The sequence below is a fragment of the Kitasatospora sp. NBC_00458 genome (genome assembly GCF_036013975.1).
GTDB lineage: Bacteria > Actinomycetota > Actinomycetes > Streptomycetales > Streptomycetaceae > Kitasatospora.
The window spans coordinates 3,006,363-3,029,377 of sequence record NZ_CP107904.1; the positions used below are offsets into that span (position 1 = coordinate 3,006,363).

The window sequence follows — 23,015 nt, forward strand, 5'->3', positions numbered from 1 at the left end:
CCCCCCGCCCCATGCAGCCGGTCGCCCCGGCCCACCGCGGAGTGCCCGCCGCGCTACCGTTCTGTCCCCGGCCCACCGTGACGGCGGGCCGGGACAACTGCGCGGGACAGGGGAGTCCGGGGTGGGACGTCGGGGTTGGTGGACGGTGGCGGGGGCCGGCGGAAGCGCGGGACTCGTACTGGTGCTGGTGGCGGTACTGGTGGATCTGGACACGGCGGACCGGGTGGCGAGCGTCACCGGGGCCGTGGTCGGACTCGCCGGCCTGGTGGTCGCGCTGATCGCGCTGCACGCCCCCGGGACGACGGCGCCGGACTCACGCCGGGTCAGGGCCCGCGGCGGCGGCATCGCGGCGGGCGGTGACATCACCGCCCCGGGCGCGCCGCCGAGGACCGGAGCGGCGGCCGGTCCGACGACCGGCAGCGGGCAGCGCGACGTGTCCGCCACCGGCCGGGGCTCGGTGGCCGCCGGCGGGGACATCAACGGCGTCGACCCCGGCCAGGGGCACCGGCCGTGACGCCCTGGCCGTGGAAGCGCAAGCCGGCCGCACCCGCCGCCGACCCCCTCCCCGGACGGCGCACCGCCGCCGGGGCCGCCGAACCGGCACGGGTGCGGGTCGACGCGCGGGGACGGGACACCGTCGCCGCCGGCCGCGACGTCGCCCACTCCGCGCTCGGGGCGGACAGCCGGGCCGTCCACAACGACCTCAGCGGCAGCACCGTCCAGGGGCCCGTCATCATGGACGCGGAGGCCGTGCACATCCACCACCACGCCCCCGCCGCCGACCAGCCGCCGACGGACACCGAGGCCGCGGTGGCGGCGTACCTCGGCCGGGTGCGCGAGGTGTACCGGCGGCTGAACCTCGACGTCCTCGGCCCCACCGGCCAGGCCGGCGAACAGCCGCTGATCGAGCTGCGGCACGTCTTCATGCCGCAGCCCGCCCGTGCCTACGAGGCCCGGGTGCCGGGCGAACTGCGGCGGCTGCTGATCACCGGCGGCGAACCGGTGGACGACCTGCTGCCGCCGGAGGCCGCCGCGCACGCCCTGCACGAGCTGCGGGAGTCCCAACGGACGGAGCCCGCCCGGCCGGTGCTCCAGGTGATCGCCGGCGAGACCGGGCGGCGGCTCGTCGTCCTGGGCGATCCGGGGGCGGGCAAGTCCACGCTCGCCAAGTTCCTGGCCCTGGCGCTGGCCGGGGCACTGGAGGAGGCGCCCGCCGAACTCGCCGCCCTGGCAGGGCTGGTGCCGGTGGTCATCGAGCTGCGGCAGTACGCCCAGGCGACCTGGCGGGAGCGGACGATCGAGGACTTCCTCGACCACGTCCACCGGCAGGAGCGGATGTGCCTACCGCGCGAGGTCCTGGAGGAACTCCTCGCCGCCGACCGGGCGATGGTGGTGTTCGACGGCCTGGACGAGATCTTCGACCCGGAGGTCCGCGCCGAGACGTCCCGCCGCATCACCGCCTTCGCCGCCGCGTACCCGGGCGTGCGCACCGTCGTCACCTCACGCGAATACGGCTACCGGTCGGGCGAGTTCACCGGGGCGGGCTTCGCCCAGGTGATGCTCCAGGACCTGGAGCACGAGCAGGTCGCCGAGTTCGTCCGCCGCTGGTACGCCGCCGCGCACCCCGGGGACCGGCACCTGGCCGAGCGGCTCACCCAGCGCCTGCTGAGCGCGGTCCGCGACGTCCGCGCGGTCACCGAACTGGCCGGCAACCCGCTCCTGCTGACCATCCTCGCCGCCATCGGCCTCGGCCGGACCATCCCCCGCGAACGCCGCGAGGTGTACGCCCACGCGGTGGAGGTGCTGATCGAGCGGTGGGACAAGGACGCCAAGTTCCTCACCGCCCCCGCACCCGCCAACGCCGAGGCGGCCCAGGCCCTGGAGTGGCTGAACACCAACCGCCGCATCAAGCTGCTGGAACGCATCGCCCGCCACATGCAGGACGGTGCCGGGCGCCCGGCGGGCACCTTCATCCAGCGGGACGAGCTGACCGGCATCATCAGCGGCTACCTCACCGACCACAACATCACCCGCCCGGCCGCCGACATCGCCGCCGAGCACGTCGTCGACCACCTCAGCACCCGCAACTTCCTGCTCGCCCACTACGGCGGCGGCATCCACGGCTTCGTCCACCGGGCCTTCCTGGAGTACCTCGCCGCCACCGACATCCTGCGCCGCCGGGAGGAGGAGGAATGGGACCGGGAGGAGCTCGTCGACCTCCTCGACGGCCGGGCCGACGACCCCGCCTGGCACGAGGTGCTGCTGCTGACGGCCGGGAAGCTCAAGCAGCGGGACGTCGCGGCGTTCCTCGACCGGCTGCTGCGCCGGCACCGGCAGGACGAGTGGACCGAGAAGGCGCCGGTCCTGGCCCTCGCCATCCGCGTCCTCGCCGAGGTCGAGGAGATCGGCGCCGCGCCCACCGGCGGCCCGACCGGCAAGGGGCTGTCGGTCGCCTCCCAGAGCGACGCCGTCGTCGACGCCCTCTGCGACGCCCTGAGCGTGCACCCGTTCCTGGACGTCTCCGAGGCGCTGCCCGCCCTGGCCACCTTCGACCACTTCTGGGACGGCAGGGAGCGGTACCTCCGCTGGTACCACACCGAACAGCGCCAGTACTCGCTCTACATCGGGTCCACCCTCGCGGCAGTCGCCGCGGCACTGAGCCGCGACGCGGCCGAGGCACTCCGCAGGACCCGCGGCCACTGGGACCCCGACCTCCGCTGCGCGGCCCTGCGGCTGCTGGCGGAGCGGTGGCGCGACCACCCAGACACCCACCCCGCCGTCCTCGACGCCGCCACCGACACCTCCGGCAGGGTCTCCGACATCGGTCTGCAGATGCTGGCCGAGCACTGGCGCGACCACCCCGACACCCACCCGACCGTCCTCGGCGCCGCCTCCGACGCCACCGGCGGCGGATCCACCCGCAGCCGGACGGCCCTGCAGATGCTGGCCGAGCACTGGCGCGACCACCCCGACACCCACCCCGCCGTCCTCAGGGCCACCACCGCCGCCACCGGCGTCGTGCGCGGTTTCGCCCTGCGCATGCTGGCCCACCACTGGCGCGACCACCCGGACACCCTTCCCGCCGTCCTCGCCGCCACCACCACCGAGTGGTACATCCGCCACGAGGTGCTGAAGCTGCTGGCCCGGTACTGGCGTGACCTCCCCGCGACCCACCCCGCCGTCCTCGACGCCAGCACCCACCTCCACGGGGAGGTCAGCGGCACGGCACTACAGCTCCTGGCCCGGTACTGGCCCTACCACCCCGACAGCCTCCCCGCCGTCCTGCGGGCCGTCGACGATCCCCGGGCCGACCGGCTCGTCCGCCGCGAGGCCCTGCGGTCACTGGCCCGGCACTGGCCCGACCACCCCGGGACGCACGCCGCGATCCGGAAGGGCGCCCTCGACACCGACCGGTTCACCCGCCACGCGGCGCTCAGCCTCATGGCCCAGTACTGGCCCGACCACGCCGAGACCCGTCCCGCGCTCCACCGCGCCGCCACCGACGCCGGCGGCCAGGAGCGCAGCACCGCGCTGATCCTGCTGACCAGGTACTGGCCCGACCACCCCACCGTCCGGACCGCCTTGACCGGTTCCGACCCCGAGCTCCGCGTCACCGCCCTGATTCTCCTCGACCGGGTCTGGCCCGACCATCCGGACACCCTTCCCGCGATCCTCCGCGCCGCCTCGGACTCCCACGGCGAGGTCCGGCGCGAGGCGCTCCGGCTGACGGTCCGCCACGGCGACGACTCCACGCTGCCGACCGTCCGGGACGCCGTCCTCACCGATCCCTCCGCCGCCGTCCGCATGGAGGCGATCCGGCTGCTGACCCTCCTGTGGCCACGGGAGCCGGACGTACCCGGGCTGGTCAGGCGGTCGCTGGCGGACCCGAACGAGGAGGTGCGCCGCACGGCCGAGCAGGCCCTCGCGCTCCTTGAGCAGTAGCCCCCGGCCGTAGCCCCGCGCACTCGGCGGCCGCACGCCGCCGCACGCTCCCGCACGCCGGCGCCCGGACGGACCGCCGCAGCCCACCGGGCGCGCGAACGCCGCGGAGGGGCCCTCCACCGGCCCGGCCGTCAGGCGGAGTGGGCGGCCAGGGGGCGGAGGCGGCGGGCGGCGGGGAGGGGGAGGTCGGGGGCGTAGGTGAACCAGACGACCTTGCCGGTACCGGCGGGTTCCCAGCCCCAGGCGGCGGCCAGGGCCTCGACCAGCAGGAGGCCGCGGCCGTCGGTGGCGTCCGGATCGGGGTCGACGGCCGGAGCGGCCCGCCGGAGGGTCGGGCAGGTGTCGGCGACCTCGATGCGCAGGAGGGAGGACGCCCAGCGGACGGTGACCGTGCAGTGGCCGCCGGTGTGTTCGACGGCGTTGGCGATCAGCTCGCCCGCACACAGCTCGACGTCGGCGAGGGCGTCGTCCGACAGGGGCAGCGCCCAGGCGCGGGCGGTGTCGGCCACGTGGCGGCGCGCCTCCGGGACGGCGGCCGGGTCCGCCGGGACGTCCCTCACGCAGGGCGTACCGCTTGTGATCACTGTTGCTCTCCGTCCCTGCGAAGTACCTTGCGATTCCGACCGCTCAGCCACCCGTGAGGCTGACATCCATTCAACGCGGGTACACAGGACGGAAGAACCGGCGATGCTGGTCGGAGCGTTGAACCGGTTGAACGAAGGACGGGGATCGCGATGGCGAGACGACCGCGCACACCCAACACCGGACTGGCCGCACTCCTCCTCCAGGCCCGCTGGGGCAACGACCAGCTCGCCCGGGCGGTGAACCGGGTCGGCGACGAACAGGGCCTGGGCCTCACGTACGACAAGTCGTCCGTCTCGCACTGGCTCTCCGGCGCCCGCCCGCGTGCGGAGGTGCGCGAGGTGGTCCGGGAGGCGTTCGCGCGCCGGCTCGGGCGCCCGGTGACGCCGGAGGAGACCGGGTTCGGCGACCCGGTCCGGCAGGACGGCAGCACCCTGTCCGACCTGATGTCGATCGGCAAGGCCGACATGGACCCGTCCCGCCGGGGCGTGCTCTCCGCCGGGCTGTACTCCCTCGCCCTCGCCCTGCCGGTGTTCGACGACCCGGAGGCCGTCGACCGGGTCGCCCGCGCGAGCGCCGGACGCACCGTGCGGATCGGGCCCGGCGAGGTGGAGACCGTACGGGCGATGACGGGCCGGATCGCGGGCATCCTCGACGAACTGGGCGCCGCCCACGCCCGGCCGATGGCGGCGGCCTTCCTGGTCAACTCGGTCGGACCGTGGCTCCAGGCCGCCGGCAGCGAGCAGGTGAAGGCCGACCTGCTCGCGGCCGCGGCCGACCTCACCTACCTGACCGGCTGGATGGCCATGTACGAGACCGCCCACGGGCTGGGCCAGCAGTACTACGTCCAGGCGCTCAAGCTGGCCCGCGAGGCCCAGGACCACGTCACCTACTGCCGCACCCTGCGCGGCATGGCCCTGCAGGCCTCGAACCTCGGCTACGGCCCCAGGGCGCTGGAACTCGCCGACTCCGCCGCCGAGGCCGCCCCGGCGGCCGGGCCGCGGCTGCGCGCCTTCCTGGCCGGCCAGCAGGCCCACGGCGCGGCCATGGTCAAGGACCGGCGGCAGGCGTTCGGCCGACTGGCCGAGACCGAGCGGGCGCTCGCCCGGGCGGACGGCCGCAACGACGCGGTCGGCGGCTACGACCTGGCCGCCTACCACTTCCACGTCTCCCACGTCCTCTACGAACTCGGCGACCTCGCAGGGTCGGTGAAGGAGCTGCAACTCGCCGACCGGGTCCGCCCGGCCAACGAGAAGCAGGGCCGGGTGCACGCCAACGGACTGCTCGCCAGACGGCAGACCGAGCTGGGCCACGTCGAGGCGGCGTGCGCGACGTGGCACGCGTTCCTCGACGACTACGTCACCCTCAGCTCCGTCCGCGGCGACGAGCACTTCCGCGCGCTCGGCACCTCGCTGGCCTCCCGCCCCGGGCCCGGGGCGGTCCTCCGGCTCCGGCAGCGGGCCGACGAGGTGGCCCGCCAGAAGGCCGCCTAGCGGACGGGCGAGGCCGGGACGGGCCGGGAAGCGCTCGGGCAGGCCGTCCCCCAGGCGGCGGACAGCCGGGCGGGAGGCAGCGGCCCCGTCCGGTGACGGACCCCACTGGCAGACTCGGCGCCATGCGACCGGACCTGACCCTGCTGCGCGAACTCGTCGAGGACGCACCCGAACTCGGGCGCAAGCCCGCCCGCCCCGTGCCCGAGGCGCAGATCCGCGCGACGGAGACACGGCTCGGGGTGGCACTGCCGCCGTCGTACCGGTGGTGGCTGGCCGAGTTCGGCCGGGGCCTGATCCACGGGGCGGAGATCGCGACGACCGTGCCGCCGGAGTTCGCCGGGGACACGTACGAGGCCGTCGACGCACCCTGGCGGCGGACCGCCGACCGGCTCTGCTTCCTCAGCGCGCCCGACTGCGGCGACGAGTACCGCTTCGCCCTCGACCGGACGGGGGACGCCGGGTCGGGCGAGTTCCCGGTGGTGCGCCGCGACGGCCTCGACGGGGAGGAGCATCCCGAGGCGGAGTCGTTCGCCGGGTTCCTGGCCGTCCACACGGCGCGTTCGCGCGGGCTCGGCGACGGCCCGAACCCCGCTGTCGCCCGCCTGTGGCGCTCCACTCCCGGCGTACTGCTGGACGACGGCGTGCTCGTCTACGGGCCGCACTCGATCCGGGAGCGCAACGAGACCTTCGAAGTCGCCCGCTACGCACCCGCGTGGGTGCTGATCGGCGACGACAGCGGGGGCGGCGGGCTGTTCATGCGCCGGCACGGCCGCGACCGCACCCGCGTGTACCGCCTCGGCCTGGGCGCGATCGGCGAGGACGTCGAGCAGGCGGGCGAGCCGGTGACGGACGACCTGATCGGCTGGCTGGAGGGGGCGGGCGCCGCCGGGTGAGCCCGCCCCCTCCGGCCGCGGGCCGCTACGCGCCGAGTCCGCTGAAGAGGGTCGGCCGGAGGGCACCGGGGGCCTCCGGGGGGCTCCGGGCGGGAGTCGAGGGCCGGCCACCCGCCGCCGCCACCCGGCCTCGACCTCGTCGGTTCACGGGCACGGAACCGTGAACCACCCTTCCCCCCGGGCCGGTTCCCGGCCCGGGCCGCGCGCCGGGTCCGAGACGGTGCCCCGGCGCCCCGGCGGAAAAGGCGTAGCCGCCGAACCCCCCTTCGTGTCAGCATGACGATATGAGCAACGAACTCGTCGACGACCCCGCCGACACCCGCAACCGCGCCGATCTGACGGCCCTGGTCGCGATCGGCGCCGAGCCCAAGTGGCTGATGTTCTGGGGACACCAGGCACAGCGGGAGGGGTCGGTCGGCCCGGGGGTCCTGAGCCAGTGGTGGCCGGAGCACCCGTTCACCGTCGACGGGGTCGAGTACGCGACCGCCGAGCACTGGATGATGGCGGGCAAGGCGCGGATGTTCGGGGACGAGGGCACGCTGGCGCGGATCCTCCGGGCCGCGAGCCCCGCCGAGGCGAAGAAGCTGGGGCGGCAGGTCCGGGGCTTCGACGAGACGGCCTGGACGGCCGGGCGGTTCGAGCTCGTGGTGGGCGGCAACGTCGCCAAGTTCGGCCAGCACGAGGCGCTCCGCACCTACCTGCTGGGGACCAGGCGGCGCGTCCTGGTGGAGGCCAGCCCCGTGGACCGGATCTGGGGCATCGGACTCGCGGCCGACGACGTCCGGGCGCAGCGGCCTGCGGACTGGCGCGGACAGAACCTGCTCGGCTTCGCACTGATGGAGGCCCGGGAGCGGCTGGCCGGGTGAGCCCGGTCGGACCGGGGCCGCGCGGCTCCGGGACGGCGCCACCGGGCGGCGCGCGCGCCGCCCGGGCTGCGCCTCCCGCGCCCTCCGCGCCCCCGGACTCCACTCGCAAACCTCTGGACGCACTGCCGTAACGCGGTCGCCGTATACCGACGCCAGGATGACCTGCAGTCAGGGCCTAGTTGGACAGGTTGCGGTGATCATGCGTACACGGCACACGGAACAACCCCTTTCCCCGGACGCGAAACCGGACGCGAAACCGGACGCGCTCGCGGACGCGCACCCACGCGCGTACCCGGGCACGGACGCACGCGCGGACCCGCACGCGGGCCCGGGTACGGAAGCCGACGGGAGCGCGGGCGGCGGCACGGAGCAGGACGCGCTGGAGCTCCGCGCCGAGCTGGACGAGTTACTGCGCGCCCGCCAGTACGCGGCCCAGCGCGAGCGACGGCTCGTCGAAGCCCTTCGGGCACTGCCGGAACGGCAGCAGCCGGACGGGGAGTCGCTGCGACAGCTCTCCCAGGCGCGGACGCTGCGCGAGGGGCTCGGGGCCCGCTGCCTGGAGCTGAGCGACCAGCTGAAGGTCCTGGAGGACCGGCTGCGGCAGCCGGCTCCGCGTCGACGGATACCCCGGCAGCCCACCGGGGCGAGGTTCGGCGGGGGCGCGTACGAGGAGGCGCCCGCCCCTTCGGCGCCTCCGACTCATCCGTCCGCGCCCCCTGTTCCCCCGCCGCCGCGCGCGACCGGGGCCCGGTTCGGCCGACTCCGCGCCGCCGGATCCCCGGAGGCCACCGGACCGGTGGGTCCCGCGGCTGCCGCGGAGGAGACCGCCACGGCCACGCCTCCACCGCCGCCCCCGGCTCCATCCCCGGCACCGGCACCGGCCCCGGCACCGCCCCCGGCCGGGGAACCGCCCCGCCGCCGCTCCGCCGGTGAACTCACCGCCCTCGCCGGGCGCATCACCGCCCTGTACCAGCAGGCCGGCCACCAGCAGGCCCCCCAGCACCAGACCGGCCACCACCAGGCCGGCCACCGGCAGGCCGCCCCCCAGGAGGCCGAGGCCCTGCTCGCCCGGGCCGCCGACCACCTCACGCCGTCCGACACCGCCCAGCTGGCCGCCCTGCTGGCCCGCCGCGGCCCGGCCGGCACCTCCGTCCTCCTCGCCCGGAGCGCCGCCCGGGGCGCCCCGGAGCGCGCCGCCGCCACGCTGGCCGAGCTGCGCCAGGCCGGGCTGGCCGAGGAGGCCACCGAACTGTTCCACGCGCTCTGGTCCTACCCGGTCACCGCGCTGCCCGCCCTGCTGGGCGCGCTGGAGCGGGCCGGGCAGCACGCCGACGGCGCCACCCTGCTCTGGGAGTGGGGCTCCGCCCCGACCTCCGACCTGGCGGCCCTCGCCACCCGTCTCCACGAGGCGGACCGCGCCGCCGACGCCCGGACGCTGCTCCGCCAGGCCGCGAGCCGGTCCAGTGCCGACCTGGTGGACCTCGTCGGCGCCCTCGCCGCGCCGCTCCCCGCTCTGCTGCTGGGCGAGGCGGCCGCGCTCCGCCCGCCGGGCGAGCTGGTCCGGCTGGCCGCCGCGCTGTCGGCGGCCGGTCTGCGGCAGCTGTACGACGAGCTGCTGACCGCACTGCTCGCGGACACCGCCCGCCACCGCACCACCCTCGCCGCGCTCCGCACGGCGGGTCTGCCCACCACCCCGGCTCCTCCGCCCCGCTCCCGCTGGGGCCGCCGCTGACCCCCGCCCCGCCGGGCGCCGACACCACCTCGCCCCGCCACCGCCCACCGCCCACCGCCCACCGGCCACCTGTCACCGGCGGTACCGATGCGAAGAGCCCCCGCCCGCCCGAAGGCGAACGGGGGCTCCCGCAACGAACGACGGACGACGGGCCGCCGACGCCGGACACCGGACGTCGCAGCCCAGCGATCAATGATCAGCGATCAGCGATCAGCGATCAGCCGAAGAACGTCAGCAGCCGATCAGCCGCGCCGCCAGGTACGACTTCACCTGGTCCAGCGAGACGCGCTCCTGCGCCATGGTGTCGCGCTCGCGCACGGTCACCGCGTTGTCCTCAAGCGTGTCGAAGTCGACGGTGACGCAGAACGGCGTGCCGATCTCGTCCTGGCGACGGTAGCGCTTGCCGATCGCGCCGGCGTCGTCGAACTCGACGTTCCACGCGGTGCGCAGGTCGGCGGCCAGGCCGCGGGCCTTCGGCGAGAGGTCGGCGTTGCGCGACAGCGGCAGCACGGCGACCTTGACCGGGGCCAGCCGCGGGTCGAGCCGCATGCCGACGCGCTTCTCCAGGACGCCCTTGGCGTTCGGCGCCTCGTCCTCGAAGTAGGCGTCGATCAGGAAGGCCAGCATGGCGCGGTTGAGACCGGCTGCCGGCTCGATGACGAACGGGAAGTACCGCTCGCCGGACTCCTGGTCGAAGTACTTGAGGTCCTGGCCGGAGGCCTCGCTGTGCACCGTCAGGTCGTAGTCGGTGCGGTTGGCGATGCCCTCCAGCTCGGAGAACTCGGTGCCGCCGAAGTTGAAGCGGTACTCGATGTCCACCGTGCGCTTGGCGTAGTGGGAGAGCTTCTCCTTCGGGTGCTCGAACAGGCGCATGTTGTCGGTGCGCAGGCCGAGGCCGACGTACCAGTCCCAGCGCTGCTGGAGCCAGTACTCGTGCCACTGCTCGTCCTCGCCCGGCTTGACGAAGAACTCCATCTCCATCTGCTCGAACTCGCGGGTCCGGAAGATGAAGTTGCCGGGGGTGATCTCGTTGCGGAAGCTCTTGCCGACCTGGGCGATGCCGAACGGCGGCTTCTTGCGCGAGGTGGTCTGGACGGCCTTGAAGTTGGTGAAGATGCCCTGGGCGGTCTCCGGGCGCAGGTAGGCCAGGCCGCTCGCCTCCTCGGTGACGCCGAGGTGGGTCTTCAGCATGCCCGAGAAGTCCTTGGGCGAGGTGAACTGGCCCTTGACGCCGCAGTCGGGGCAGTTGACGTCCTGGAGGCCGTTCGGCGGCGGGAAGCCGTGCTTGGCCTCGTACTTCTCCTCCAGGTGGTCGGCCCGGTGGCGCTTGTGGCAGGAGAGGCACTCGGTCAGCGGGTCGTTGAAGGTGGCGACGTGGCCGGAGGCCTCCCAGACCTCGCGGGCCAGGATCACCGACGAGTCGAGTCCGACGACGTCCTCACGGGCCTGGACCATCGCGCGCCACCACTGGCGCTTGATGTTCTCCTTGAGTTCGACGCCCAGCGGCCCGTAGTCCCAGGCGGCACGCGTGCCGCCGTAGATCTCGCTGCAGGGGTAGACGAAGCCACGGCGCTTGCTAAGGCTGACGATCGTCTCGATCTTGTCGGCTGCCACAGTGCTCTCTTCAGTACGGACGGCACGGTCAGGGCACGGCTGGTTGCGCGTACCCGAATACCTCAGGTTACCGGCCATATGGGTACAGGGTTCAAATCGGTATCGCCGGTACCTGCCCACCCATCGTCACCGCCCGTTCACCCGTCCGAGTGATTTGACAATCATTTCCATCTAATCTGAGAATGGTTGTCATGATGATCCGACGACGTACTCGCAGTGCCATAGCCCTGACCGCCGCCGCCCTCACCGCCGCCCTCACCCTGACGGCCTGCGGCAGCAGCGGCGGCGCCCAGGGCGCGGACGGCAAGCTGAACGTCGTCGCGTCCTTCTACCCGATGGAGTTCCTCGCCGCCCAGATCGGCGGCGAGCACGTGAAGGTGACCGGCCTCACCGCCGCCGGCGTCGAGCCGCACGACCTGGAGCTCACCGCCAAGCAGGTCGCGAGCGTCCAGAAGGCCGACGCGGTCGTCTACCTCAAGGGCCTCCAGCCCACCGTCGACAAGGCGGTCGCCGACTCCGGCGCCAAGCACAAGGTCGACGCCACCGCCGCCAGCCCGCTGGAGGACCACCACCTGGCGGAGGGCCACTCCGAGGGCGACGGCCACGACCACGACGAGGCCGCGGGCGACCCGCACATCTGGCTCGACCCGACCCGCTACGCGGCGGTCGCCAAGAGCGTCGGCGCCGAACTGGCCAAGGCCGACCCGGCGCACGCCGCCGACTACGCGAAGAACACCGACGAGCTGGTCGGCAGGCTCACCACCCTGGACCAGGAGTTCCGGGACGGCCTGAAGGACGCCCGGACCCGCACGTTCGTCACCAGCCACGCCGCCTTCGGCTACCTCGCCGAGCACTACGGCCTCACCCAGGTCGCCATCAACGGCGTCGACCCGGAGTCCGAGCCCACCCCGGCCCGCCTCGCCGACGTGCAGAAGGCCGCCAAGGAGAACGGCGTCACCACGATCTTCTTCGAGACCCTGGTCAGCCCCAAGCTCGCCGACACCGTCGCCAAGGACCTCGGCCTCAAGACCGCGGTCCTGGACCCGCTGGAGGGCGTCAAGGACCCGGCCAAGGACAGCTACCTCACGGTCATGAAGCAGAACCTCACCAACCTCCAGGCCGCCCTCGGCGCGACCACCAGCGCCGCCAGCTGACGGGACGACACCACGCCATGACCTCCCCGACACCCCCGGCCGTCCGCCTGCACGACGCCGTCGCCTCGCGCGGCGGCCGGCCGGTGCTGCGCGGCGTCGACCTCACCGTCCGCCCCGGTGAGGTCGTCGCGCTGCTCGGCGCCAACGGCTCCGGCAAGTCCACCACCGTCAAGGCCGTCACCGGCGCCGTCCCGTTGGAGCGCGGCGGGCTGGAGCTGTTCGGCACCCCGCTCGCCCGGTTCCGCTCCTGGCACCGGATCGGGTACGTGCCGCAGCGCACCACCGCCGCCTCGGGCGTGCCGGCCACCGTCCGCGAGGTCGTCTCCACCGGGCGGCTGCCGCTGCACCGGCTGCTGCCCTTCCGCCGCCAGGACCGCACCGCCGTCGACCGCGCCCTGGCCGCCGTCGGCATGCTGGACCGGGCCGGCGACGGCGTCGCCGACCTCTCCGGCGGCCAGCAGCAGCGGGTGCTGATCGCCCGCGCCCTGGCCGGCACCCCGGACCTGCTGATCATGGACGAGCCGATGGCCGGGGTGGACGCCGCCAGCCAGCAGGTGCTCGCCGACACCCTGCGCACCGAGGTCGCCCGGGGCACCGCCGTCCTGCTGGTGCTGCACGAACTCGGCCCGCTGGAGCCGCTGATCGACCGCGCGGTGGTGCTCCGCGACGGCTGCGTCGCACACGACGGCCCGCCCGTCCCCAACACCGGTCTGCACGCCCTGCCCGGGCACGACCACGTCCACCCGCACGCCGATCTTCACCACACCCGGGGACTGCTGGCATGACCGAGATGCTCAGTTACGACTTCATGCAGCGGGCGCTGCTCGCCGCCGTCCTGGTCGGCGTCACCGCACCCGCCGTCGGCATCTACCTGGTCCAGCGGCGCCAGGCGCTGCTGGGCGACGGCATGGGACACGTCGCGATGACCGGCGTCGGCCTCGGCTTCATCTTCAACACCAGCCCGGTCTGGATGGCCGTCCTGGTCTGCGTGCTCGGCGCCGTCACCATGGAACTCGTCCGCTCGCGCGGCAACCAGCGCGGTGACATCGCGCTCGCGATGCTCTTCTACGGCGGCATGGCCTGCGGCAAGCTGCTGGTCTCCAAGTCCGCCCAGGCCGGGGCCGGCTCGCTGGAGAGCTACCTGTGGGGCTCCATCCTGACCGTCTCCCCCGCCGACCTGGCCACCATCGGCGCGCTCGGCGCCGTCGTCATCGCCGTCACCCTCGGCCTGCGCCGCCAGCTCTTCGCGATCTGCCAGGACGAGGACTTCGCCAGGGTCACCGGCGTGCCGGTGCGGTTCCTCAACCTGCTGCTCGCCGTGATGGCCGCGGTCACCGTCACCGTCGCCATGCGGGTGGTCGGCCTGCTGCTGGTCAGCGCGCTGATGGTGGTCCCGGTGGTCGCGGCCCAGCAGCTCACCCGGTCGTTCGCCGCCACCCAGGCCGGCTCGATCGCGGTCGGCGTGCTCGTCTCACTGGCCGGCGTCACCGGCTCCTACCACCTGGACGTGCCCTCCGGCCCGGCCATCGTGCTGCTCGCCATCGCGGTGTTCGCGGTGTTCAGCGCGGTCGCCGCACCGCTGGCCCGGCGCAGGCACCGTGACACCCCGGACGCGGGACCGCAGGTCTGCGACGTCCAACTGCCCGGCCCGGACCGGTCCGACGCGACCGCTCCGACGCCGAGTGCGGGGCTGGCACAATGAGGTGCGAGACGCCCACCACCCCAGGAGGACCCACGGTGACCACCGCAGGCCCGTCGCCGCGTGCCCGCTCGACCCGGCAGCGCGCCGCCGTCTCGGCGGCCCTGGACGAGATCGAGGACTTCCGCAGCGCGCAGGAGCTCCACGACATGCTCAAGCACCGGGGGGACTCGGTCGGCCTGACCACCGTCTACCGGACCCTGCAGTCGCTCGCCGACGCCGGCGAGGTCGACGTCCTGCGCACCGCCGACGGCGAGGCCGTGTACCGCCGCTGCAGCAGCGGGCACCACCACCACCTGGTGTGCCGGCAGTGCGGCGCCACGGTCGAGGTCGAGGGCCCGGCGGTGGAGCGCTGGGCCAACTCGGTCGCCGCCGAGCACGGGTTCAGCGACATCGCGCACACCCTGGAGATCTTCGGCACCTGCGCGGAGTGCGCCAAGAAGGCCTGAACCGGCCGACGCCGAAGGGCCCGTGGGACGACTCCCACGGGCCCTTCGGCGTCGGCCGGGGGCACCGGGCCCGGTGCCCCTCGGCTCAGCGCTGCGCCGGCAGCTCGGGTCCGGCCTCCACCGCGTTCGGCACCGCCCCGCCGAACCGGCGGTCGCGCATCGCGTACTGCTCGCAGGCCCGCCAGAGGTCGCGGCGGTCGAAGTCCGGCCAGAGCACGTCCTGGAACACGAACTCGGCGTACGCCGACTGCCAGAGCAGGAAGTTCGACGTCCGCTGCTCGCCGCTGGGGCGCAGGAAGAGGTCCACGTCCGGCATGTCCGGGTGGTAGAGGTACTTGGCGAGGGTCTTCTCGTTGACCTTCTTCGGGTCCAGCCGCCCGGCCGCGACGTCGGCCGCGAGGGCCGCCGCGGCGTCCGCGATCTCGGCCCGGCCGCCGTAGTTGACGCACATGTACAGCGTGACGGCGTCGTTGTCCTTGGTCTGCTCCTCGGCGACCTTGAGCTCCTGGACGACGCTCTTCCACAGCTTCGGCATCCGGCCGGCCCAGCGGACCCGCACGCCCATCGCGTCCATCTCGTCCCGGCGGCGGTGGATGACGTCCCGGTTGAAGTTCATCAGGAACTTCACCTCGTCGGGGGAGCGCTTCCAGTTCTCGGTGGAGAACGCGTACAGCGAGATGTTCTTCACGCCGAGCTCGATGGCGCCCTTGAGGACGTCCAGCACGACGGCCTCGCCGACCTTGTGGCCCTCGGTGCGCGGCAGCCCGCGCTCCTTGGCCCAGCGGCCGTTGCCGTCCATGACGATCGCGACGTGGTCGGGGACCAGCTCGCCGGGGATCTTCGGGGGCCGGGCGCCGCTGGGGTGCGGGGTCGGGGGGAGGTACTCCCTCTGCTTGCCGCCGCCGAAGAGCCGTCGCGCTGCCATGTGCTCACTTCTCCACGTATCTCATCGAGCGGATGCCCCGCTCCAGGTGCCACTGCAGATAGGCCGCGACCAGGCCGCTGCCCTCCCGCCAGTACCTCGGCTCGCAGGCGTCGGCCGTCCGCCAGTCCCCTGACAGCAGCGCTCCGAGCAGTACCAGTGTCTCAGGGGAGGGTACGGCACATCCGGGCACTCGGCAGTCCGGGCAGAGCACCCCGCCGGCCTGGAGCGAGAAGAACCGGTTGGGCCCCTCCAGCCCGCACTTCGCGCAGTCGTCGAAGGTCGCGCCGTACCCGTTGACCGCCAGCGAACGCAGCAGGAAGGCGTCCAGCACCAGGTGCGACTCGTGTACTCCGGCGGCGAGCGTGCGCAGTCCGCCGACCAGGAGCAGGTACTGCTGGACGGCCGGCTGGCCCTCGTTCTCGGCGAACCGCTCCGCGGTCTCCAGCATCGCCGTGCCGGCGGTGTAGCGGCCGTAGTCGGTGACGATCGAGCCGCCGTACGGGGCGATCGTCTCGACCTGGGTGCAGAGCGGCAGCCCGCGGCCGATCAGGTCGCTCCCGCGGCTGAAGAACTGCACGTCCACGTGCGAGAAGGGCTCCAGGCGCGCACCGAACTTGGACTTGGTCTTGCGCACCCCGCGCGCCACGGCGCGCACCTTGCCGTGGTGGCGGGTGAGCAGGGTGATGATCCGGTCGGCCTCGCCGAGCTTCTGCGCCCGGAGCACCACGCCGTCGTCCCGGAACAGGCTCATGCCACCGCCTCGCCGCAGCCGTCGAACAGTGTGGACATCCCACCATTCTCCCCCACCCGCGGGGGCAGCCGTGAGCCCGCACCGGGGCCGTGGGGGACGCCCGATCGGTGCGGGTCACGACGGGCCCCGGAGGGGGGTAGGGCCCGGTTTGTGGGGGTCCTGGGCCGGCCGGGGGTCTTGCCCGCGGCCGGCGGGGGCGCCGAGCAGGAGGCGCCGACGGGAAGCACGGAGGGAGGAGACGGAGGGAGGACACGGGGAGAGGGCAGGAGGAGGGGTGCGGGGAGGGGCGGACCGGGCCCGGAGGCGCCGACCGCCCTCGGCGCCGGAACGGGGGTCCGGAACGGGGACGGGAAAGGCGGCGGGAAAGGGAGGGAGGGGTCTAGTGCGAGGTGCGGGTCGCCGCCTCCAGCAGCGCCCCGACCCGCGCCTGCGGCAGGTCCAGACAGCGCCCGACGGCGGCCAGCGCGTCCCGCTCCTGCGGCCGGTACCGGCCGTCGGACAGGGCGATCGCCGCTCCCTGGAGCAGCAGCCGCTCGCGGCCGTGCTGGGCCAGGTGCGGGGCGAGCGGTTCGAGTGCCGCGTGCAGCTCCACGGCCAGCCCGCCCGACTCCCCCAGCCCCTGGCCGGGAGGCGCCCCCACTTCGTGGGCGTCGTAGAGTTCGCCGCCGAGGCCGGAGAGCGCCGCGAGGGCGGCCAGCACCTGGGCCTCGCCGCAGTCCTCGAAGCCGGCGTCCCGGACGGCCGCGCAGGCCGCCTCACGGGCCGCCCGGTGCGCGGTCCCGCCGGCCGCCAGCATGGCGAGCGCAATGGTGTACTGCGCGTCCCGCAGCATCCCGCCCAGACGTACGCAGGTGGGCTGTTCCAGGCTCTCGACCCCGAACCGGCCGTGGCAGCTGGTGCATTGAACGCTGCCGACCACCGGACCGAGCGGGAGCACCGGGGTTCCCAGCAACCGCAGCCACCGCCGGCCGTGCTGCCGGCGGTAGTTGCGGTCCCCGCCGCAGCCCGGGCAGAAGAAGTCACCGAGAACGTCAGTCCGCCACCTCGGGCGAACACCCCACATCCCTGTCACGGCGCCACTCCCCAGACATGGCAGACGGCCTGCACAACAATGGGCAGGTCACGCGACCGGCCACCGGGCCGTCCCACCGACCCGGCTTACCGGTGGGACGATGTTGCCACGGTTGCCGACACGTGTCAGTACCTCGAACGGCCCGATCACCGAAAAAATGTGGCGCAGGCCACAGCTCCCCCGCCCGCGGCGCCCGCCGCCCCGCCCCGGCCTCCGGGAACACCGCCGGGCCGCCCCGCGGGACGGCCCGGCCACTACCACTCGTACGAACTACCCCCGCCGCGCCCGGTTGACGGCGCTGGTCATCGCCTTCAGCGAGGCCAGCACGGTGTTGCCGTCGATGCCCACGCCCCACAGCACCCGGCCGTCCACCGCGCACTCGACGTACGCGGCGGCCTGGGCGTCGCCGCCCTCGCTCAGCGCGTGCTCGGCGTAGTCCAGCACCCGGACGTCCACGCCGATCCGGCCCAGCGCGTCCGCGAACGCGGAGACCGGGCCGTTGCCGGTACCGGTCAGGACGACCGGTACGCCGTCCACCACGGCCTCGGCGGTCAGCGCGTCCCGGCCGTCCTCGGTGGTCAGGCTGCGCGAACCGCTCAGCGAGATCCGGCCCCACGGGTTGGCCGTGGTCGGCAGGTACTCGTCCTCGAAGACCGCCCAGATCGCGGCCGGGGTGACCTCGCCGCCCTCGGCGTCGGTCTTGGCCTGGATGATCCGGGAGAACTCGATCTGCATCCGGCGCGGCAGGTCCAGCTTGTGGTCGTTCTTCAGGACGTACGCGACGCCGCCCTTGCCGGACTGGCTGTTGACCCGGATGACCGCCTCGTAGGTGCGGCCGACGTCCTTCGGGTCGATCGGCAGGTACGGCACGCCCCAGGTGTGCTCCTCGACCGGCACGCCGGCCGCCGCGGCGTCCGCCTCCAGTGCGTCGAAGCCCTTCTTGATGGCGTCCTGGTGCGAGCCGGAGAAGGAGGTGTACACCAGGTCGCCGGCGTACGGGTGGCGCGGGTGCACCTCCATCTGGTTGCAGTACTCGGCGGTGCGGCGGACCTCGTCGATGTCGGAGAAGTCGATCTCGGGGTCGATGCCCTGCGAGAACAGGTTCATGCCCAGGGTGACCAGGTCGACGTTGCCGGTCCGCTCGCCCTGCCCGAACAGACAGCCCTCGATCCGGTCGGCGCCGGCCATGTAGGCCAGCTCGGCGGAGGCGACGGCGGTGCCCCGGTCGTTGTGCGGGTGCACCGACAGGCAGACGAATTCGCGCCGCGACAGGTTGCGCGACATCCACTCGAACTGGTCGGCCTGGACGTTCGGGGTGGCCCGCTCGATGGTGGCCGGCAGGTTCAGGATGATCTCGCGGCCCTCGCCGGGCTGCCAGACGTCCATGACCGCCTCGCAGACCTCCAGCGCGAAGTCCAGCTCGGTGTCGACGAAGATCTCCGGCGAGTACTGGTAGCCGAAGACGGTCTCCTCGCCCAGCAGCTTCTCGGCGTACTCCATCACCAGCCGGGTGCCGTCGGTGGCGATCGCCTTGGTGGCCGCCCGGTCGTTGCGGAACACCACCCGGCGGAACAGCGGCGCGGTCGCGTTGTACAGGTGGACGGTCGCGCGCGGGGCCCCGACCAGGGACTCGACGGTCTTCTCGATCAGCTCCTCGCGGGCCTGCGTCAGCACCGAGATGGTGACGTCCTCGGGGATCGCCCCCTCCTCGATCAGCGAGCGGACGAACGCGTGGTCGGTGGCCCCGGAGGAGGGGAAGCCGACCTCGATCTCCTTGTAGCCCATCCGGACCAGCAGGTCGAACATCTGCCGCTTGCGGGCCGGGGACATCGGGTCGATCAGCGCCTGGTTGCCGTCCCGCAGGTCGGTGGAGAGCCAGCGGGGCGCCTTGGTGATCACCTTCGACGGCCAGCTGCGGTCGGCCAGGTCGACGGTGCCGAACGGCAGGTACCGGCCGTGCCGCATGCCGGACGGCTGCTGGCGCACCGAGGCGGCGGTGATCGGGGTGGGGCGGTCGACGAAGGCCCGACCGGCGGGTACGGACGCGGCGGAGCTCTGCTCGGACATGTCGGACATGGAGGTGAGTCTCGGCTTCCTGTGATGCGGGGCTGGTCGGGGTGGGGTGGTCACCCGACTCGGCCGGCCTGCTGCCGCTCGCGACCCGTCATTGGATCGCCCGATTCTGCGCGCAGCACAGTCCCCGCGGCGAGGGAGCCGGCCCTGGTGGACTACAGGCCCTCGACGCGGCAGCTAAGAAGAAGCAGCCCGATGCGCATGATGGTCCCCAGCGTAACCCAGGCCCGCGCGCCCCCGAAGTGAGCCGGGCGGACATTCCACCCCTTGAGACGGCGCACGGTTCCGTCCGCGCCGGTGACAACACGTCATCAATGCCTCACTCTTGGCCACATGACAGCCGAACCGCCGCTCTGTGCGATCGTTCCGCCGTACGTCCTGGACCGCCTCTCCGAGGACGGTCACGCCCCCGCCACCCGCTCCCTCGCCCTCGACGCCGTGCACCGCGCCACGCGGCTCACCGCCGTCCCCCGACAGCCCGCCGCCGACCGCCTCGAACGGGTGATCTCGGACGCCGGGCACCGCGAGCGCCTGCCCGGCCGGACCGTCCGCCGGGAGGGCGAGCCGCCGCTCGCCGACCAGTCCGTCAACCACGCCTACGACGGGCTCGGCGCCACCCACGCGCTGTTCTCCGAGGTCTACGGGCGGCACTCCATCGACGACGAGGGCCTGCGCCTCGACGCCACCGTGCACTACGGCCGGGACTACGACAACGCCTTCTGGGACGGCCACCGGATGGTCTTCGGCGACGGCGACGGCGAGGTGTTCGGCGACTTCACCGCCTGCATCGACGTCATCGGCCACGAACTCGCCCACGGCGTCACGCAGTTCACCGCCGGACTGGAGTACCGGGGGCAGTCCGGCGCGCTCAACGAGTCGGTCTCGGACGTGTTCGGCTCACTGGTCAAGCAGTACGCGCTGCAGCAGGACGCCGCCGACGCGGACTGGCTGATCGGCGCCGGACTGCTCGCCCCGGGCGTGCAGGGGGTCGCGCTGCGCTCGATGAAGGCGCCCGGCACCGCCTACGACGACCCGCGGCTCGGCAAGGACCCGCAACCCGCCCACCTGCGGGACTACGTGCACACCGCCCAGGACAACGGCGGCGTGCACATCAACTCGGGGATCCCCAACCACGCCTTCTACCTGCTGGCCACCGCGCTCGACGGCCGGGCCTGGGAGCGCGCGGGAAGGATCTGGTACGACGCGCTGACCGGACGCCGGCTGCCCGCCGACGCCGACTTCACGGCCTTCGCCCGGGCCACCGTGGCGGCCGCCAGGGCCCGCTACCCGGAGCCGGAGGTGGCCGACACGGTGACCGCGGCCTGGGCGAAGGTGGGCATCAGCCCCGGTTGAGCCGGGCTTAAGTCAAGGTCCTGGAAAACCCCGGCAAACGGCTCCCCCGGGTAGCACCATGGACACCATGCGCATCCAGGTGACCCGGACCGGCGGCTTCGGGGGACTCGTCCGCCACGCGGAGCTCGACACCACCGAGCGGACGGACGCCCCGCATGTGCACGCACTCGCCCGCGAGGCCGTCGCGGGCGGGCTGCGGTCCCCCTCGTACGGCGTGCCGGACGGCTTCCACTACGAGATCACCGTCGACGGGCGGACGGTGCACTGCGCCGACCCGAAGCTCACCGAGTCGCAGCGCGAGCTGGTCTCCCTGGTGCTGCGCGAGGGCGCGTAGGCCCCGTCCGGCGCGACGGCCGACGCCTGGCGCCCGCCCCCGGTGCCGGCGGCGGAGGCTCAGAGCCAGCCGTCGAGCGAGGCCAGGAAGCCCGCGAGGTCGTCCCGGTGGATGGTGTGCCCGGCGCCGGCCACCGTCCTGAGCTCGTACCCGGCGCCGCGCAGCCGCTCGGCGTCCTCGGGCCCGGTCAGGAAGCTCCGGTCGGGCAGCTGGACGAGCGAGGGCACCGCGGGGGTCCCGGGCAGGGCGGCCGTCGCGTAGTAGTCGGCGAGGCCGAGCGCGCTGTCCGGGTCCCAGAGAGCCAGGGTGGCCACCTCGACGTCCACGTCCGCCGCGGCCCAGCGCGGGGAGAGCACGGCGATCTGCTCCCGGGTGGCCTGCCGGAAGTGGGTGAAGACCACCGGGTCGAACAGGTCGGGCTGGGCGAAGCACCAGGCCGGGTCGGAGTAGACCGCCCGGGCGGGCCGGAGCCGGTCGACCGCCCGCAGCAGGGCCAGGCCGCCGAGCGAGTGGCCGACGGCGAGGTCCGCACCGGCCGGCAGGGTGTCCACCAGGTCCTCGGCCAGCCGCTCGGGGCCGTACCGGTCGGCCGGGGTGGCGCCCTCCCCGCGCGGGCTGGCGCCGTGGCCCCGCAGGTCCACGGCGATCACCCGGTAGCCGCGCCCGGCCAGCGCCGGCCCGACCGTCCGCCAGGTGCGGTGGTCGGACATGATCCCGTGGACCAGCAGTGCGAGCCGGTCGCCGGTACCCCACTCGTGGGTGTGCAGCTTCATCCCGGCCCCCTGTCACCCGGTCCGGCCCCGGTCGTCCGGACTGATCAGAAGCCCAGCTTACGGAGCTGCTTCGGGTCCCGCTGCCAGTCCTTGGCGACCTTGACGTGCAGGTCCAGGAAGACCGGCGTGCCGAGCAGCGCCTCGATGTGCTTGCGGGCGGTGGTGCCGACGTGCTTGAGCCGGGCGCCCTTGGCCCCGATCACGATGGCCTTCTGGCTCTGCCGCTCGATGTAGACGTTGGCGTGGATGTCCAGCAGCGGCCGGTCCGCGGGCCGGCCCTCGCGCGGCAGCATCTCCTCGACCACGACCGCCAGCGAGTGCGGGAGCTCGTCCCGGACGCCCTCCAGGGCGGCCTCGCGGATCAGCTCGGCGACCATGATCTGCTCGGGCTCGTCGGTGAGGTCGCCGTCCGGGTAGAGCGGCATGCCCTCGGGGAGCAGCTTGGTGATCAGTTCGGCGACGAGGTCGACCTGCTTGTCGCCCACGGCGGACACCGGGATGATCTCGGCCCACTCGAAGCCCAGCTCGATGCCGAGCTGGTGGACGGCGATCAGCTGCTCGGCGAGCCGCTTGGAGTCGACCAGGTCGGTCTTGGTGACGATGGCCACCTTGGGGGTCTTCTTGATCTCGGCGAGTTCCTTGGCGATGAACTTGTCGCCGGGGCCGAGCTTCTGGTCGGCGGGGAGGCAGAAGCCGATCACGTCGACCTCGGCCCAGGTGGAGCGGACGAGGTCGTTGAGCCGCTCGCCGAGCAGGGTGCGCGGCTTGTGCAGGCCGGGGGTGTCGACCAGGACGAGCTGGGCGTCCGGGCGGTGCACGATGCCGCGCACGGTGTGCCGGGTGGTCTGCGGACGGTCGGAGGTGATCGCGACCTTCGTCCCCACCAGGGCGTTGGTCAGGGTCGACTTGCCCGCGTTGGGCCGGCCGACGAAGCACGCGAAGCCGGAGCGGTACGAGGAGGAAGGGGCACTCATGCGCCCCATTCTCCCTGATCACGGGGACCGCGACGGACCGGGCCGCCCGGAGGGGTCACTTCTTCCCGCCGCCGAGGACCGAGGCGAGGCCCCAGACCAGCACGATCACCAGGAACGAGACCGAGCCCCAGAGCCAGAACGGCGAGCCGGTCTCCTGCCATTTGCCCATCCCCATCACGCCCAGCAGCAGTCCCGCGAAGAACGCGAACGGCCCCATCGCCCAGCCCCCTCACCGCAGCAACTCCCCGGTGAGATTATCCGCCGAACCGGTACGACAGGGCGCCCGGGGTACCCGCCCCGGGCGCCCTGCCCGCGCACCACGGGCGGCCTCCGCGG

General features: G+C 73.7%; 21 protein-coding genes. 12 read left to right on the plus strand and 9 right to left on the minus strand.

Translation table 11 applies throughout. From position 1 onward, the window contains the following. Positions 1 to 121 precede the first annotated feature (121 nt). Positions 122 to 514 carry a hypothetical protein gene (locus tag OG550_RS11870; protein WP_327676731.1) on the plus strand — a complete coding sequence of 131 codons (393 nt, stop codon included), beginning with the start codon at positions 122 to 124 and terminating at the stop codon, positions 512 to 514. Continuing rightward, positions 511 to 3,942: a HEAT repeat domain-containing protein gene (locus OG550_RS11875; protein WP_327676733.1), complete on the plus strand. Its 3,432-nt coding sequence runs from the start codon at positions 511 to 513 to the stop codon at positions 3,940 to 3,942. The genes OG550_RS11870 and OG550_RS11875 overlap by 4 nt, the downstream gene beginning before the upstream one ends. Positions 3,943 to 4,073: 131 nt before the next feature. On the opposite strand, the gene OG550_RS11880 is transcribed toward OG550_RS11875, so the two are convergent. Next, positions 4,074 to 4,502 (minus strand): ATP-binding protein, encoded by a 429-nt coding sequence (locus tag OG550_RS11880; RefSeq protein WP_327676735.1) that lies wholly within the window; start codon positions 4,500 to 4,502, stop codon positions 4,074 to 4,076. 174 nt (positions 4,503 to 4,676) lie between these two features. Between OG550_RS11880 and OG550_RS11885 the strand changes: the two genes are divergently transcribed. The 4 genes from OG550_RS11885 to OG550_RS11900 all read left to right on the plus strand — a co-directional run bounded on the left by OG550_RS11885 (position 4,677) and on the right by OG550_RS11900 (position 9,508). Next, positions 4,677 to 6,017, plus strand: a complete 1,341-nt coding sequence (locus tag OG550_RS11885; protein WP_327676737.1) for a hypothetical protein — start codon at positions 4,677 to 4,679, stop codon at positions 6,015 to 6,017. Positions 6,018 to 6,139: 122 nt separating this feature from the next. Beyond that, a complete protein-coding gene (locus tag OG550_RS11890) occupies positions 6,140 to 6,910 on the plus strand; it encodes an SMI1/KNR4 family protein (RefSeq protein WP_327676739.1) in 771 nt (256 codons plus the stop codon). Between the two features lie 284 nt (positions 6,911 to 7,194). Then, positions 7,195 to 7,776, plus strand: coding sequence for an NADAR family protein (locus OG550_RS11895; protein WP_442905984.1), 582 nt, complete (start codon positions 7,195 to 7,197; stop codon positions 7,774 to 7,776). Between the two features lie 199 nt (positions 7,777 to 7,975). Then, positions 7,976 to 9,508: a hypothetical protein gene (locus OG550_RS11900; RefSeq protein ID WP_327676741.1), complete on the plus strand. Its 1,533-nt coding sequence runs from the start codon at positions 7,976 to 7,978 to the stop codon at positions 9,506 to 9,508. 231 nt (positions 9,509 to 9,739) lie between these two features. Here the strand turns inward: OG550_RS11900 and OG550_RS11905 are convergent, their stop codons facing one another. After that, entirely contained in the window at positions 9,740 to 11,122 is a 1,383-nt protein-coding gene (locus OG550_RS11905; RefSeq protein ID WP_327676743.1) for a glycine--tRNA ligase, read from the minus strand. 191 nt (positions 11,123 to 11,313) lie between these two features. Here OG550_RS11905 and OG550_RS11910 point away from each other — a divergent pair, with 191 nt between their 5' ends. The 4 genes from OG550_RS11910 to OG550_RS11925 are packed head-to-tail and all read left to right on the plus strand — an operon-like array spanning position 11,314 to position 14,424. Beyond that, positions 11,314 to 12,276 (plus strand): metal ABC transporter substrate-binding protein, encoded by a 963-nt coding sequence (locus OG550_RS11910; protein WP_327676745.1) that lies wholly within the window; start codon positions 11,314 to 11,316, stop codon positions 12,274 to 12,276. A 17-nt stretch (positions 12,277 to 12,293) separates the two neighbouring features. Further along, the gene (locus tag OG550_RS11915) at positions 12,294 to 13,061 is read left to right on the plus strand and encodes a metal ABC transporter ATP-binding protein (protein WP_327676747.1); all 768 of its coding nucleotides are present in this window, start codon (positions 12,294 to 12,296) and stop codon (positions 13,059 to 13,061) included. Then, positions 13,058 to 13,978, plus strand: coding sequence for a metal ABC transporter permease (locus tag OG550_RS11920; RefSeq protein ID WP_327676750.1), 921 nt, complete (start codon positions 13,058 to 13,060; stop codon positions 13,976 to 13,978). The genes OG550_RS11915 and OG550_RS11920 overlap by 4 nt, the downstream gene beginning before the upstream one ends. A 35-nt stretch (positions 13,979 to 14,013) precedes the next feature. Continuing rightward, positions 14,014 to 14,424, plus strand: a complete 411-nt coding sequence (locus OG550_RS11925) for a Fur family transcriptional regulator (RefSeq protein ID WP_327676752.1) — start codon at positions 14,014 to 14,016, stop codon at positions 14,422 to 14,424. 85 nt (positions 14,425 to 14,509) lie between these two features. Here the strand turns inward: OG550_RS11925 and OG550_RS11930 are convergent, their stop codons facing one another. The 4 genes from OG550_RS11930 to leuA form a co-directional block, all read right to left on the minus strand. Then, positions 14,510 to 15,349, minus strand: coding sequence for an isoprenyl transferase (locus OG550_RS11930; protein ID WP_327676754.1), 840 nt, complete (start codon positions 15,347 to 15,349; stop codon positions 14,510 to 14,512). A gap of 4 nt (positions 15,350 to 15,353) precedes the next feature. Beyond that, positions 15,354 to 16,100: a DNA repair protein RecO gene (recO, locus tag OG550_RS11935; RefSeq protein WP_327676755.1), complete on the minus strand. Its 747-nt coding sequence runs from the start codon at positions 16,098 to 16,100 to the stop codon at positions 15,354 to 15,356. 379 nt (positions 16,101 to 16,479) lie between these two features. Then, positions 16,480 to 16,932, minus strand: a complete 453-nt coding sequence (locus tag OG550_RS11940) for a TerB family tellurite resistance protein (RefSeq protein WP_327676757.1) — start codon at positions 16,930 to 16,932, stop codon at positions 16,480 to 16,482. A gap of 510 nt (positions 16,933 to 17,442) precedes the next feature. Next, entirely contained in the window at positions 17,443 to 19,239 is a 1,797-nt protein-coding gene (gene leuA / locus OG550_RS11945; protein WP_327683824.1) for a 2-isopropylmalate synthase, read from the minus strand. A 339-nt stretch (positions 19,240 to 19,578) separates the two neighbouring features. Here leuA and OG550_RS11950 point away from each other — a divergent pair, with 339 nt between their 5' ends. After that, positions 19,579 to 20,598 (plus strand): M4 family metallopeptidase, encoded by a 1,020-nt coding sequence (locus OG550_RS11950; RefSeq protein WP_327676758.1) that lies wholly within the window; start codon positions 19,579 to 19,581, stop codon positions 20,596 to 20,598. Between the two features lie 67 nt (positions 20,599 to 20,665). Next, positions 20,666 to 20,932 (plus strand): protealysin inhibitor emfourin, encoded by a 267-nt coding sequence (locus OG550_RS11955; RefSeq protein WP_327676760.1) that lies wholly within the window; start codon positions 20,666 to 20,668, stop codon positions 20,930 to 20,932. 59 nt (positions 20,933 to 20,991) lie between these two features. Here the strand turns inward: OG550_RS11955 and OG550_RS11960 are convergent, their stop codons facing one another. From OG550_RS11960 to OG550_RS11970, 3 genes are read right to left on the minus strand one after another with little or no spacing between them, the layout of a single operon-like run. Then, on the minus strand, positions 20,992 to 21,705 hold the full coding sequence (locus tag OG550_RS11960) for an alpha/beta fold hydrolase (RefSeq protein WP_327676762.1): 714 nt from the start codon (positions 21,703 to 21,705) through the stop codon (positions 20,992 to 20,994). 44 nt (positions 21,706 to 21,749) lie between these two features. Next, positions 21,750 to 22,679: a GTPase Era gene (gene era, locus OG550_RS11965; RefSeq protein ID WP_327676764.1), complete on the minus strand. Its 930-nt coding sequence runs from the start codon at positions 22,677 to 22,679 to the stop codon at positions 21,750 to 21,752. A 55-nt stretch (positions 22,680 to 22,734) separates the two neighbouring features. Beyond that, positions 22,735 to 22,896, minus strand: a complete 162-nt coding sequence (locus OG550_RS11970; protein WP_327676766.1) for a hypothetical protein — start codon at positions 22,894 to 22,896, stop codon at positions 22,735 to 22,737. Positions 22,897 to 23,015 lie beyond the last annotated feature (119 nt).

What these genes read in the sequence shown, in the direction of transcription:
- OG550_RS11885 (WP_327676737.1), top strand. Translation starts at nt 4,677, where the DNA reads ATGGCGAGACGACCGCGCACACCCAACACCGGACTGGCCGCACTCCTC.
- OG550_RS11890 (WP_327676739.1), top strand. Translation starts at nt 6,140, where the DNA reads ATGCGACCGGACCTGACCCTGCTGCGCGAACTCGTCGAGGACGCACCC.
- OG550_RS11895 (WP_442905984.1), top strand. Translation starts at nt 7,195, where the DNA reads ATGAGCAACGAACTCGTCGACGACCCCGCCGACACCCGCAACCGCGCC.
- OG550_RS11900 (WP_327676741.1), top strand. Translation starts at nt 7,976, where the DNA reads ATGCGTACACGGCACACGGAACAACCCCTTTCCCCGGACGCGAAACCG.
- OG550_RS11910 (WP_327676745.1), top strand. Translation starts at nt 11,314, where the DNA reads ATGATGATCCGACGACGTACTCGCAGTGCCATAGCCCTGACCGCCGCC.
- OG550_RS11915 (WP_327676747.1), top strand. Translation starts at nt 12,294, where the DNA reads ATGACCTCCCCGACACCCCCGGCCGTCCGCCTGCACGACGCCGTCGCC.
- OG550_RS11920 (WP_327676750.1), top strand. Translation starts at nt 13,058, where the DNA reads ATGACCGAGATGCTCAGTTACGACTTCATGCAGCGGGCGCTGCTCGCC.
- OG550_RS11930 (WP_327676754.1), bottom strand. Translation starts at nt 15,349, where the DNA reads ATGGCAGCGCGACGGCTCTTCGGCGGCGGCAAGCAGAGGGAGTACCTC.
- recO (WP_327676755.1), bottom strand. Translation starts at nt 16,100, where the DNA reads ATGAGCCTGTTCCGGGACGACGGCGTGGTGCTCCGGGCGCAGAAGCTC.
- OG550_RS11940 (WP_327676757.1), bottom strand. Translation starts at nt 16,932, where the DNA reads ATGCTGCGGGACGCGCAGTACACCATTGCGCTCGCCATGCTGGCGGCC.
- leuA (WP_327683824.1), bottom strand. Translation starts at nt 19,239, where the DNA reads ATGTCCGAGCAGAGCTCCGCCGCGTCCGTACCCGCCGGTCGGGCCTTC.
- OG550_RS11950 (WP_327676758.1), top strand. Translation starts at nt 19,579, where the DNA reads ATGACAGCCGAACCGCCGCTCTGTGCGATCGTTCCGCCGTACGTCCTG.
- OG550_RS11955 (WP_327676760.1), top strand. Translation starts at nt 20,666, where the DNA reads ATGCGCATCCAGGTGACCCGGACCGGCGGCTTCGGGGGACTCGTCCGC.
- OG550_RS11960 (WP_327676762.1), bottom strand. Translation starts at nt 21,705, where the DNA reads ATGAAGCTGCACACCCACGAGTGGGGTACCGGCGACCGGCTCGCACTG.
- era (WP_327676764.1), bottom strand. Translation starts at nt 22,679, where the DNA reads ATGAGTGCCCCTTCCTCCTCGTACCGCTCCGGCTTCGCGTGCTTCGTC.
- OG550_RS11970 (WP_327676766.1), bottom strand. Translation starts at nt 22,896, where the DNA reads ATGGGGCCGTTCGCGTTCTTCGCGGGACTGCTGCTGGGCGTGATGGGG.